Raw genomic sequence first — 12,830 nt, forward strand, 5'->3', positions numbered from 1 at the left:
GGGGGAAGCGACCCGGTCGGAAGAGTGCCGGAAACGCCGACTGCCCGCCCGGGAGACCCGGGCGGGCAGGGAGTGGAGGCCCGTGGACGGGCGCTCGCACTGTGAAGCTGTGTACCGCACCCGCGTGGCGAACGCAGGCCGCGTGCGGTACGGGACGTACGGCTCGTCGGAACTCCGGGTAGAGGGCCGGGGTTTCCGGGAGCGGGTGGTCGGCGGTGGCGGGTAGAGGGCCGCGGGTTCACGCCGACCGGAGTGGTGCCTGGTGGCACCGGGTGTACGGCGGGGCCGTACGGAAGAACTGGATCAGGCGGCGACGTTGACGCGCTTGGTGATCGCCGACTTCTTGTTGGCGGCCTGGTTCTTGTGGATGACGCCCTTGCTCACGGCCTTGTCGAGGGCCTTGGAGGCGGCGCGGGCCAGCACGACGGCCTTCTCGGTCTCGCCGGCGGCAGCGGCCTCGCGGGCCTTGCGCAGAGCGGTCTTCAGCGAGGACTTGACGGCCTTGTTGCGCAGGCGCGCCTTCTCGTTGGTCTTGTTGCGCTTGATCTGGGACTTGATGTTCGCCACGAAAGAGCCTCAGTCTGTTGTGAATCGTTACTACGACGGGTGGCACCCCTGGTGCCGCTCGGGCAGCTGAGAGGGCATGCCGAGGGCGGAGTGCAGCGCCCCACGCTACCAGGGCCGCCCCGGCCCGCCCAAACCGGACCGCCGACCCCAGCCGCCCTCCCCGGCCGTTCCCGCGCCGTCCCCTCGACCGCGGCCGGCGGTCAGGCGGTGAGCAGCGGCTCGCCGTAGTGCTCGACGGTCGGGAACGGGTCGTAGAAGCGGTGCAGCAGTTCGCGCCAGCGCGCGTACTCGGGGGAGCGGCGGAAGCCCTCGGTGTGGTCCTCCAGGGCGTCCCAGCCGACCTGGAGCAGGAAGCGCGAGGCGCGCCCCGCGTCCAGGCAGCGGCGCAGTTCCAGGGAGCGGAAGCCGGGTTGGACGGAGATCAGCGGGCGGGCCTCGGCGAAGGCGGCGAGGAACTCCTCCTCCCGGCCGGGGAGGACGTCGAGCAGGGCGCTTTCCAAGATCATGAGGTGATCGTCCCGCACTCCCGCTCGGCCGGGAAGGACCCGGGGGCCGTTCGGCATGGGAGGATGGACAGAACCATATTGATCGGATCAGAAATCGGACCAAGGTGCCCGCGACCCCCAGCAACGTGCCAGAGCCCAGCCGTACTGACCCGGCGGTGATCCGCAACTTCTGCATCATCGCCCACATCGACCACGGCAAGTCGACGCTCGCCGACCGGATGCTGCAGATCACCGGCGTGGTGGACCCCCGGCAGATGCGCGCCCAGTACCTCGACCGGATGGACATCGAGCGCGAGCGCGGCATCACCATCAAGTCCCAGGCCGTCCGCCTCCCGTGGGCGCCGAGGTCCGGTGAGCAGGCGGGCACGACGCACATCCTCAACATGATCGACACCCCCGGCCACGTGGACTTCACGTACGAGGTGTCCCGCTCCCTCGCGGCCTGCGAGGGAACCATCCTGGTGGTCGACGCCGCCCAGGGCATCGAGGCGCAGACCCTCGCCAACCTGTACCTGGCGCTGGAGAACGACCTCACGATCATCCCCGTGCTCAACAAGATCGACCTGCCGGCCGCCCAGCCGGAGAAGTACGCCGCCGAGATCGCGCACATCATCGGCTGCGACCCGAGCGACGTGCTGAAGGTCTCCGCGAAGACCGGCCTCGGCGTCGAGGAGCTGCTCGACCACGTGGTCGAGAAGATCCCGGCCCCGGTCGGCGTCAAGAACGCCCCGGCCCGCGCGATGATCTTCGACTCGGTGTACGACGCCTACCGCGGCGTGGTCACCTACGTGCGAGTCGTGGACGGCCAGCTCACCAAGCGCGAGCGGATCGCCATGATGTCCACCGGCGCGACCCACGAGCTGCTGGAGATCGGCGTCATCTCGCCGGAGCCCAAGGTCGCCGACGGCCTCGGCGTCGGCGAGGTGGGCTACATCATCACCGGTGTGAAGGACGTCCGGCAGTCCAAGGTCGGCGACACCATCACCTCGCAGAACAAGGGCGCCACCGAGGCCCTCGGCGGCTACAAGGACCCGCGCCCGATGGTGTTCTCCGGCCTCTACCCGCTGGACGGCTCGGACTACCCGCTGCTCCGCGACGCCCTGGACAAGCTGCGCCTGAACGACGCCGCCCTGGCCTACGAGCCGGAGACCTCGGTGGCGCTCGGCTTCGGCTACCGCTGCGGCTTCCTCGGCCTGCTGCACCTGGAGATCATCCGGGAGCGGCTGGAGCGCGAGTTCAACCTCGACCTGATCTCCACCGCCCCGAACGTGGTCTACCGGGTGATCATGGAGGACGGCACCGAGCACACCGTCACCAACCCGAGCGAGTTCCCCACCGGCAAGATCGCCGAGGTGTACGAGCCGGTGGTGCGCGGCACCATCCTGGCGCCGAACGAGTTCGTCGGCGCGATCATGGAGCTCTGCCAGTCCCGCCGCGGCACCCTCCAGGGCATGGACTACCTCTCCGAGGACCGGGTCGAGCTGCGCTACACCCTGCCGCTGGCCGAGATCGTCTTCGACTTCTTCGACCAGCTGAAGTCCAAGACCCGCGGCTACGCCTCGCTCGACTACGAGCCCATCGGCGAGCAGTCCGCCAACCTGGTCAAGGTCGACATCCTGCTGCACGGCGACGCGGTGGACGCGTTCTCCGCGATCGTGCACAAGGACAAGGCCTACAACTACGGCGTGATGATGGCCGGCAAGCTGCAGAAGCTCATCCCGCGCCAGCAGTTCGAGGTGCCGATCCAGGCCGCGATCGGCTCCCGGGTGATCGCCCGCGAGACGGTCCGGGCGATCCGCAAGGACGTCCTCGCCAAGTGCTACGGCGGTGACATCTCGCGCAAGCGCAAGCTGCTGGAGAAGCAGAAGGAAGGCAAGAAGCGGATGAAGATGGTCGGCCGGGTGGAGGTCCCGCAGGAGGCCTTCATCGCCGCGCTGTCGACGGACGCGGAGGCCCCGAAGGAGAAGAAGTAGCTCCGGAGTCGGGCCGATGACGGCGGGCCGGTGCTCCCTCGCACGAGGGGGTGCCGGCCCGCCGCCGTCGTTCCGGCGCACTGCCGCCGTCCCGGCCGCCCGCCACGGGCCCGCCGCCATGGGCCAAACGCCGTCGTCGGCGCCCGGGGTCAGCGCAGCGACAGCGGCAGGCCCTTGACGATGCCGGCCTTGACCAACCGGCCGGCCGGGCCGGTCAGCACCCGGGGCCGCATCGAGTCGTCGCCGTGGATCAGCTGCACCAGCGCCTCGCCGCGGCCCAGGCTCAGGCACTGGGTGACGTAGCGGTACGAGAACGGCTTGCCGGTGCGGCCGGTGAGCAGCTTGGCCAGGTAGCGGCCCTGCGGCATCGCGGTGGCGCAGGCCATCCGCAGTTCGCCGGTGCCGGGCAGGTCGACGGCGGCGGCGTCGCCGATCACGTGCACCTCGGGGTGCGAGAGCGAGCGCAGGTGGTCGTCCACCAGGGCGCGGCCGCGGGCGTTGACGGCCAGGCCGGCGTCGGCGGCCAGCGGGTGCGGCTCCATCGAGGCGGCCCACACCACCACGTCCGCGGGGAGGTCGTCGTCCCCGCAGCTCAGCCCGGCCGCGGTGACGGCGGTGACCCGGTGCTGCTCGTCGACCCGGACCCCGAGGCGGCCGAGCACCGCCAGGACGTGCGCCCGGCCGCGCTCCGACAGCCAGCCGCCGACCCGGTCGGCCGCGACCAGCCGGACCTGCCAGGCCGGGTACGCCTCGGCCAGCTCGGTGGCCAGTTCGATGCCGGTCGGGCCGCCGCCGACCACCGCGACGGTGCCGGGCGCGGCGGCTCCGGCGAGCCGGTGGCGCAGCTCCTCGGCGCGTTCCGCCGAGTACGCGTGCTCGGCGGCGCCCGGCACCCCGCCCCAGGCGGTGCGGCTGCCGAGCGCGTACACCAGGGTGTCGTAGGCCAGCCGCCCGCCGTCCTCGGTGCGCACCTCGCGGGCGGCCAGGTCGATCGCGACGGCCCGGGTGGCCCGGTGGGTGACCTTGCGTCCGCGCAGCACGTGGGCGATCTCGGGGCGGGCGACCCGGCGGCCCGCCGCGATCTCGTGCTGCCGGACGCGGTGGTGGAAGCGCTGCTCGGGGGCGACCAGGGTGACCCGGTCCGGGCCGCGGCCGATCCCGGCGGCGGCGGACAGCCCCGCGTAGCCCGCGCCGATCACCACGATGTGCTTGCCGGTCATCTCGTCCTCCTTCGGAACCCCGCCGGTGGCGGTGCTGGAAGGGGGACGGCGCGGCCGGGGCGGGTGTGACCGTGATCCCGGTCACTCCGCCGGCTTCGACGGCTCGGCCCGCTCCACCCGTTCCGCCGGCCCGCTCCACCCGTTCCGCCGGCTCGGCTCACTCCGCCGCGAGGTGCCCGAGCTTCTCCGGGTTGACCATCACGTACGCGGCCGTGATCAGGCCGTTCTCGACGGTGAACGCCATCACGCCGCCGACCGTGCCGGGCGCCGCGTACCAGACCGCGCCCGCCTCGCCGTTGACCACGGTCGGGACCAGCGGCTGCTCCGGGCCGATCCAGCGGGTGGTGAGCTTGCGCAGCAGCCGGGAGACGTGGAGCGCGCCGAGGACCGGGCGGCGCACCGCGTGGACGACGCCGCCGCCGTCGGCGTGCCAGACGACCTCCGGGTCGAGCAGCGCCACCAGCGCGGCCAGGTCGCCGCCGGTGGCCGCGGCGGTGAACGCCGTCACCACCCGGTGGTGCTCGGCCGGGTCGACCGGGCCGCGCCGACCGCCGTCCCGGACCCGGCGGCGGGCCCGGGAGGCGAGCTGCCGGGCGGCCTCGGGGGAGCGGTCCAGGGCCGGGGCGATCTCGTCGAAGCCGACCGCGAACACGTCGTGCAGCACGAACGCCGTCCGCTCGGCCGGGGACAGCTGCTCCATCACCGCGAGCATCGCCACCGACACCGCCTCGCCCAGCTCGACCCGTTCGGCGGGGGAGTCCGCGGCGGTCAGCACCGGCTCCGGCAGCCACTCGCCGACGTACGCCTCCCGGCGGGCCCGGGCCGAGCCCAGCTGGTCGTAGCAGAGCCGGGTGACCACGGTGGTCAGGTACGCGCGCGGGTCCGCGACGTCCGACCGGTCGGCGGACTGCCAGCGCAGCCAGGCGTCCTGGAGCACGTCCTCGGCGTCGGCGACCGAGCCCAGCAGCCGGTAGGCCACCGCGCCCAGGTAGCGGCGCTCGGCCTGGAAGGCGTCCACCGGACCGGCCGGGGACGGCCCGGCGGCGGGGCGGGGGAGGTGTCGGCGGTCGGGTGCGCGGCGGTCGGTTCGGACACCCGACCACGGTAGCGCGCCCGACGGCGGCCGCCGCGGGCCGGTGCTGACCTCCCATCAGGGACGCGCGGACGCGCCGAGGGGAGGCCCGCGCGGTGCGGACCTCCCCCCGGCGCGGCGGGTGGTGCGGGGTCAGTCGACCTCGGCCACCGCCTGGGCGAACTGGGCCTGGTAGAGGCGCGCGTAGGCGCCGTCGGCGGCGATCAGCTCGTCGTGGGTGCCCTGTTCGACGATCGAGCCGTTCTCCATCACCAGGATCACGTCGGCGTCCCGGATGGTGGAGAGCCGGTGGGCGATCACGAAGCTGGTGCGGCCGGTGCGCAGTTCGGCCATGGCGCGCTGGATCAGCACCTCGGTGCGGGTGTCGACGGAGCTGGTGGCCTCGTCGAGGACCAGGATCGAGGGCTGGGCGAGGAAGGCCCGGGCGATGGTGATCAGCTGCTTCTCACCCGCGCTGACGCCGGCGCCCTCGTCGTCCAGGACGGTGTCGTAGCCCTCGGGCAGGGTTCGCACGAAGCGGTCCACGTGCGCGGCCCTCGCGGCCGCGACCACCTGTTCGCGGGTGGCGCTCTCGGCGCCGTAGGCGATGTTCTCGGCGATGGTGCCGCCGAACAGCCAGGTGTCCTGGAGGACCATGCCGATGCCGGAGCGCAGCTCCTCGCGGGACATCGCGGCGATGTCCACCCCGTCCAGGGTGATCCGCCCGCCGCTGACCTCGTAGAACCGCATCAGCAGGTTGACCATGGTGGTCTTGCCCGCGCCGGTCGGGCCGACGATGGCCACCGTGTGGCCGGGCTCGACCTTCAGGGACAGGCCCTCGATGAGCGGCTTGTCGGGGTCGTAGCGGAAGGAGACGTCCTCGAACGCAACCCGGCCGTGCACTTCGGCGGGGCGCTCGGGGTGCCGGGGCTCGGGGGACTGCTCCTCGGCGTCCAGCAGTTCGAAGACCCGCTCGGCGGAGGCGACGCCGGACTGCACCAGGTTGGCCATCGAGGCGACCTGGCTGAGCGGCTGGCTGAACTGGCGGGAGTACTGGATGAACGCCTGCACGTCGCCGATGGACAGCGCGCCGCTCGCCACCCGCAGACCGCCGACCACCGCGACCAGCACGTAGTTGATGTTGCCGACCAGCATCATCGCGGGCTGGATGATGCCCGAGATGAACTGCGCCCGGAAGGACGCCTCGTAGAGCGCCCGGTTCTCCCGGTCGAAGAGCTCCGCGGCCTCCTTCTGGCGGCCGAAGACCTTCACCAGGCTGTGCCCGGTGAACATCTCCTCGATGTGCGCGTTGAGCTTGCCGGTGGAGCCCCACTGCTTGATGAACTGCGGCTGGGCGCGCTTGCCGACCTTGGTGGCGACGACCACCGAGACCGGCACCGAGACCAGCGCGATCACCGCCAGCAGCGGCGAGATCCAGAACATCATCGCCAGCACGCCGACGATGGTCAGCAGCGAGTTCACCACCTGGCCCATGGTCTGCTGCATGGACTGGTTGATGTTGTCGATGTCGTTGGTGACCCGGCTGAGCACCTCGCCGCGCGACTGCCGGTCGAAGTAGCTGAGCGGCAGCCGGGACAGCTTCGCCTCGACCTCCTCGCGCAGCCGGAACACCGTGCGGTTGATCGCCAGCGCGGCCAGCCGGCCCTGGAGCACGCCGAACAGGACGGCGGCCAGGTAGATGCCCAGCACCCAGAGCAGGACGGTGCCGATGGTGTCGAAGTCCATGCCCCGGCCGGGCGTGAAGTCGACGGTGGCGAGCAGGTCGGCGACGTTGCCCTCGCCCCGGGCCCGCAGCCCGTCCAGGACGGCCTGCTTGTCCGGCGCGCCGGCGAAGCGCGGCCCGGTGGCCCCGGCCACGATCAGGTCGGTCGCCTTGCCGAGCACCCGGGGGCCGACCACCTGGCAGCCGATGGAGAGCACGCCCAGGCCGAGCACGGTGAACAGCAGCTTGCGCTGGGGGCCGAGCAGGGCGAGCAGGCGCTTCGCGGAGCCGCCGAAGTCCTTCGACTTCTCGGTGCCCTGCGCGCCCATGAACCGGCCGGGTCCGCCGCTGCCGCGCCGGGCCGCCGCCTCCTGCGAACCGGAGGGCACCTCGGCGGGGGCCCCGGACGCCCCGGACGTCTCGGAGGCCGCCGAGGCCCCGGCCGCCCCGGTCTTGGTCAGGTCCGGCCCGCCGGAAGCCCGCACGGCCTCCGGGGTCTCCGGGCCTCCCGGCGTCTCCCGGTTCCCGTCGTTCCCGTGGTTCTCGGAGTTCCCGGGGTTCCCGTGGTTCTCGGGGCTGGTCACGCCGCCTCCTGCTCGGTGAGCTGGGAGAGCACGATCTCCCGGTACGTCGGGTTGTCGGCCATCAGCTCCTGGTGGGTGCCGGTGCCGACGACGGCGCCCTCGTCGAGGACGACGATCCGGTCGGCGTCGCGGATGGTGGAGACCCGCTGGGCGACGATCACCACGGTGGCGTCCCCGGTCTCCCGGGCGAGCGCGGCGCGCAGCCGGGCGTCGGTGGCGTAGTCGAGGGCCGAGAAGGAGTCGTCGAACAGGTAGACCTCGGGCCTGCGGACCAGCGCGCGGGCGATCGCCAGGCGCTGGCGCTGGCCGCCGGAGACGTTGGTGCCGCCCTGGGCGATCGGGGCGTCCAGGCCCTCGGGGAGCTTCCGGACGAAGTCCGCGGCCTGCGCGGTCTCCAGCGCCTGCCAGAGCTCCTCGTCGGTGGCCTCGGGCTTGCCGTAGCGCAGGTTGGAGGCGACGGTGCCGGAGAACAGGTACGGCTTCTGCGGGACGAGGCCGATGATCTCGGACAGCTTCCGCGGGTCGAGCTCGCGCACGTCCACGCCGTCGATCAGGACGGTGCCGCCGGTGGCGTCGAACAGCCGGGGGACGAGTCCGAGCAGGGTGGTCTTGCCGGAGCCGGTGGAGCCGATGACGGCGGTGGTCTCGCCGGGCCGGGCGGTCAGGTCGATGCCGCGCAGCACCGGGACCTCGGCGCCCGGGTAGCGGAAGTCGACGCCGCGCAGCTCCAGGGTGCCGCGGGCGTGCAGCTCGGTGACCGGCCGCAGCGGCGGGACGACGCTGGACTCGGTGTCCAGCACCTCCTGGATGCGCTCGGCACAGACCTCGGCGCGCGGCACCATCATGAACATGAAGGTGGCCATCATGACGCTCATCAGGATCTGCATCAGGTAGGAGAGGAACGCGGTGAGCGCGCCGATCTGCATGCCGCCGCTCTGGATGCGGTGCGCGCCGAACCAGAAGACGGCGACGCTGGAGACGTTCACCACGCCCATCACGATCGGGAACATCAGCGACATCAGCCGGCCGACCCGCAGCGAGTAGTCGGCGAGTTCGCCGTTGGCGCCGCTGAAGCGGGCCTGCTCGTGGTCGTCCTTGACGAAGGCCCGGATGACCCGGATGCCGGTGATCTGCTCGCGCATGATCCGGTTGACCGCGTCGATCCGGGTCTGCATGCCGCGGAACTGCGGCCGCATCTTGCCGACCAGCACCGTGACCACCGCGCCGAGCAGCGGGACCACGGCGAGCAGCAGGCCGGACAGCGGCACGTCCTGGTTCAGCGCCATGACCACGCCGCCGACGCACATGATCGGCGCGGCGACCATCAGCGTGAAGGTCATCAGCGCCAGCATCTGCACCTGCTGGACGTCGTTGGTGGTGCGGGTGATCAGCGAGGGCGCGCCGAACTGGTTGAGCTCGCGGGCGGAGAAGTCCTGCACCCGGGAGAACACCGCGGCGCGGACGTCCCGGCCGACGGACATGGCGGTGCGCGCGCCGTAGTAGACCGCGCCGATCGAGCAGGCGGCCTGGGCCAGCGACACGCCGACCATGACCGCGCCGACCCGCAGGATGTAGCCGGTGTCGCCCTTGAGCACGCCGCTGTCGATGATGTCCGCGTTCAGCGTCGGCAGGTAGAGCATGCCGATGGTGGACACCAGCTGGAGCAGCACCAGCAGGGTGATGTCCCGGGAGTAGGGGCCCAGATGGGCGCGTAGGAGTCTGAAAAGCACCGTGACACTCTCGTCTGCGGAGGGGATGGGCGCATCCCGATTTCGGGTACTGGGGAGAAAGCTTCACGTTCGGGCAGCTGCTGCACTGCCGACCTGGGAGTGTGCCAGCTCACGTCACCCCCTTACGGATCGGCTTTCCACCCCCTAGGCTGCTGGTGCCCTTTGTTACTCGCCGGTTAAGTCGGTGTCGGGCGGCCCCCGCGGCCGGCGCCCGCCCGCTCTCGGTCCACCCGCCCCCGGAGGTCCTCGTTGAGTTCCGCGCAGTCCATGATCGAGCGGCGCCCGCCCTCCGTGGCGCACCTGTTGCTCAGCAGGGTAAAGGCCACTCCGAACGGTGAGGCCTACCGGTACCCGGTTCCGGTGGACGAGCAGGCCGCGGACAGCGCTCCGGGTGCCGAGCAGTGGCGCTCGCTGACCTGGGCGCAGGCGCACCGGCGGATCACCGCGGTCGCGGCCGGCCTGATGGCGCTGGGCATCCGCGCCGAGGACCGGGTGGCGATCGCCTCCGCGACCAGGATCGAGTGGATCCTCGCCGACCTCGGCAACATGTGCGCCGGCGCGGCCACCACCACCGTCTACCCGAGCACCAACTCCGACGAGACCGCGTTCATCCTGGCCGACTCCGGCAGCCGCGCGCTGTTCGCCGAGGACGAGGGCCAGCTGCGCAAGGCCGCCGAGCAGAAGGACGCGCTGCCCGAACTGGAGTGGGTGGTCCTGTTCGAGGCCCCCGCCGGCGGCGTCCCGCAGGCCGAGGGACTGACCGTGCTCACCCTCGCCGAGCTGGAGGAGCGCGGCACCGCCTACCTGGCCGAGCACCCCGACGCGGTGGAGAAGGCCGTCGACTCGCTCGACAAGGAGCAGCTCGCCACCCTGATCTACACCTCCGGCACCACCGGCCGCCCCAAGGGCGTGCGTCTGGTGCACGACTGCTGGTCCTACGAGGGCGTGGCGCAGGAGGAGAGCGGGCTGCTGCGCGCGGACGACGTGCAGTTCATGTGGCTGCCGCTGTCGCACGTGTTCGGCAAGACGCTGATCTCCGGCCAGATCGCCACCGGCCACGTGATGGCGGTGGACGGCCGGGTGGACCGGATCATCCACAACCTGCCGGTGATCCGCCCGACCCTGATGGCCTCCGCGCCGCGGATCTTCGAGAAGGTCTACAACGGCATCGCGGGCCGGGCCCGGGCCGAGGGCGGCGCCAAGTACAAGATCTTCCTGTGGGCGGCCGGGACGGCCCGCGAGTACGCACAGACCGTCCAGGCGGCCCAGGTCGCCACCGGGCGGGAGAGCGCCCCGCTGGGCCTGCGGCTGCGGCACTCGCTGGCCGACCGGCTGGTGTACACCAAGATCCGGGCCGCGTTCGGCGGCCGGCTGCGCGGCGCGGTGTCGGGCAGCGCGGCCCTGGCGCCGGAGATCGGCTACTTCTTCAAGGGCGCGGGCGTCCCGGTGCTGGAGGGCTACGGCCTGACCGAGACCTCGGCCGGCTCCACGGTCAACCGGGCCGAGGACTTCCGGGTCGGCACCGTCGGCCTGCCGCTGCCCGGCACCGAGGTGCGGATCGCCGAGGACGGCGAGATCCTGCTGCGCGGCCCGGGCGTCATGCGCGGCTACCACCGGATGCCCGAGCAGACCGCCGAGGTGCTGGAGCCGGACGGCTGGTTCCACACCGGCGACATCGGCGAGCTCGGCGAGGGCGGCTACCTGCGGATCACCGACCGCAAGAAGGACATGTTCAAGACCTCCGGCGGCAAGTACGTCGCGCCCAGCGAGGTCGAGGGCAAGTTCAAGGCGATCTGCCCGTTCGTCAGCAACATCCTGGTGATCGGCAACGGCCGCAACTACTGCACCGCGCTGATCGGCCTGGACGAGACGGTGATCATGCCGTGGGCCGCCGAGCACGGCCTGGCCGGCAAGCCGTACGCCGAGGTGGTCGCCGACCCGGCCACCGTCGAGCTGATCGACGGCTTCGTCAAGCGCCTCAACGGCGAGCTCCAGCGCTGGCAGACGATCAAGAAGTTCGCGCTGCTCCCGCGCGACCTGGACATCGAGCACGGCGAGCTCACCCCGAGCCTGAAGATCAAGCGCCCGGTGGTCGAGCGGACGTACGCCGACGAGGTCAGCGCGATGTACGCGGGCACCAACGAGGCCTGAGCCCCGCCCGTCCGGTGCGGCCGGCGGACCCTTTTCGGGTTTCGCCGGCCGCTACCGGACAATGGACGCATGCCCTCCGCACTCCCCGACGGCGAACCGGTGCCGTCCGACGGCTCGCTGCCCGCCCACGCCCTGCACGGACTCGGCGAGCGGCCGTTCGGCTTCTACCTGCACGTGCCGTACTGCGCCAGCCGCTGCGGCTACTGCGACTTCAACACCTACACCGCCACCGAACTGCGCTCCTCCGGCGCGGTCGCCTCGCAGGAGACCTACGCGGACAACGTGATCGCCGAGATCCGGCAGGCCCGCCGGGTCCTCGGCGACACCGCGCTGCCGGTCGAGACGGTCTTCCTCGGCGGCGGCACCCCGACCCTGCTGCCCGCCCGCGACCTGGTGCGGATGCTGGCCGCGCTGCGCGAGGAGTTCGGCCTCGCCCCCGGCGCGGAGGTCACCACCGAGGCCAACCCGGAGTCCGTCGACCCGGCCTACCTGGCCGAACTGCGCGCGGGCGGCTACAACCGGATCTCCTTCGGCATGCAGAGCGCCCGCCCGCACGTGCTCGCCCTGCTCGACCGCCACCACACCCCCGGCCGCCCCGAGGCCTGCGTCGCCGAGGCCCGCGCGGCCGGCTTCGACCACGTCAACCTGGACCTGATCTACGGCACCCCCGGCGAGTCCGACCAGGACTGGCAGACCTCGCTGGACGCGGCGATCGGCGCCGGCCCCGACCACGTCTCCGCGTACTCGCTGATCGTCGAGGACGGCACCCGCCTCGCCGCCCGGGTCAAGCGCGGCGAACTGCCGATGATCGACGACGACGTGCACGCCGACCGCTACCTGATGGCCGACCGGGCGCTGACCGCCGCCGGGTACGCCTGGTACGAGGTCTCCAACTGGGCCACCACCCCCGAGGGCCGCTGCCGCCACAACGAGCTGTACTGGACCGGCGCCGACTGGTGGGGCGCCGGCCCCGGCGCGCACAGCCACGTCGGCGGCGTCCGCTGGTGGAACGCCAAGCACCCCGCCGCGTACGCCCAGGCCCTCGCCGAGGGGCGCACCCCCGCCCTCGGCCGCGAGGTGCTGGCCGACGAGGACCGCCGGGTCGAGCGCATCCTGCTCGAACTGCGCCTCGCCGAGGGCTGCCCGCTCGACCTGCTCACCCCCGACGGCCGGGCCGCCGCCGACCGGGCCCTCGCCGACGGCCTGCTGGAGCCCGCCCCGTACGCGGCGGGCCGGGCCGCGCTGACCCTGCGCGGACGGCTGCTGGCGGACGGGGTGGTCCGCGACCTGGTCGACTGACCCGG

9 protein-coding genes are annotated in these 12,830 nt (G+C 72.4%); 3 read left to right on the top strand and 6 right to left on the bottom strand.

The features are described 5' to 3' along the window. Window positions 1–303 precede the first annotated feature (303 nt). A complete protein-coding gene (gene rpsT / locus ACIP60_RS20785; RefSeq protein ID WP_099899135.1) occupies window positions 304–567 on the bottom strand; it encodes a 30S ribosomal protein S20 in 264 nt (87 codons plus the stop codon). 200 nt (window positions 568–767) lie between these two features. After that, complete coding sequence (locus ACIP60_RS20790; RefSeq protein WP_400686531.1) at window positions 768–1,073, bottom strand: antibiotic biosynthesis monooxygenase family protein; 306 nt, start codon at window positions 1,071–1,073, stop codon at window positions 768–770. 104 nt (window positions 1,074–1,177) lie between these two features. Here ACIP60_RS20790 and lepA point away from each other — a divergent pair, with 104 nt between their 5' ends. Beyond that, a complete protein-coding gene (lepA, locus tag ACIP60_RS20795; protein ID WP_400686533.1) occupies window positions 1,178–3,046 on the top strand; it encodes a translation elongation factor 4 in 1,869 nt (622 codons plus the stop codon). Window positions 3,047–3,195: 149 nt separating this feature from the next. Here the strand turns inward: lepA and ACIP60_RS20800 are convergent, their stop codons facing one another. From ACIP60_RS20800 to ACIP60_RS20815, 4 genes are all read right to left on the bottom strand, one after another. After that, the gene (locus ACIP60_RS20800) at window positions 3,196–4,266 is read right to left on the bottom strand and encodes an FAD-dependent oxidoreductase (protein WP_100836106.1); all 1,071 of its coding nucleotides are present in this window, start codon (window positions 4,264–4,266) and stop codon (window positions 3,196–3,198) included. Between the two features lie 157 nt (window positions 4,267–4,423). Then, the gene (sigJ, locus tag ACIP60_RS20805) at window positions 4,424–5,284 is read right to left on the bottom strand and encodes an RNA polymerase sigma factor SigJ (protein WP_400686536.1); all 861 of its coding nucleotides are present in this window, start codon (window positions 5,282–5,284) and stop codon (window positions 4,424–4,426) included. 207 nt (window positions 5,285–5,491) lie between these two features. Continuing rightward, window positions 5,492–7,390: an ABC transporter ATP-binding protein gene (locus tag ACIP60_RS20810; RefSeq protein ID WP_100838467.1), complete on the bottom strand. Its 1,899-nt coding sequence runs from the start codon at window positions 7,388–7,390 to the stop codon at window positions 5,492–5,494. 251 nt (window positions 7,391–7,641) lie between these two features. Further along, window positions 7,642–9,375, bottom strand: coding sequence for an ABC transporter ATP-binding protein (locus ACIP60_RS20815; protein ID WP_400686538.1), 1,734 nt, complete (start codon window positions 9,373–9,375; stop codon window positions 7,642–7,644). A gap of 249 nt (window positions 9,376–9,624) precedes the next feature. Here ACIP60_RS20815 and ACIP60_RS20820 point away from each other — a divergent pair, with 249 nt between their 5' ends. Both ACIP60_RS20820 and hemW read left to right on the top strand, forming a co-directional pair. After that, on the top strand, window positions 9,625–11,526 hold the full coding sequence (locus ACIP60_RS20820; RefSeq protein ID WP_400686540.1) for an AMP-dependent synthetase/ligase: 1,902 nt from the start codon (window positions 9,625–9,627) through the stop codon (window positions 11,524–11,526). Between the two features lie 69 nt (window positions 11,527–11,595). Then, window positions 11,596–12,825: a radical SAM family heme chaperone HemW gene (gene hemW / locus ACIP60_RS20825; protein ID WP_400686542.1), complete on the top strand. Its 1,230-nt coding sequence runs from the start codon at window positions 11,596–11,598 to the stop codon at window positions 12,823–12,825. The last annotated feature ends 5 nt before the right edge of the window (window positions 12,826–12,830 follow it).

Origin of the sequence: Kitasatospora sp. NPDC088783 (assembly GCF_044750705.1) — a bacterium.
GTDB lineage: Bacteria > Actinomycetota > Actinomycetes > Streptomycetales > Streptomycetaceae > Kitasatospora > Kitasatospora fiedleri.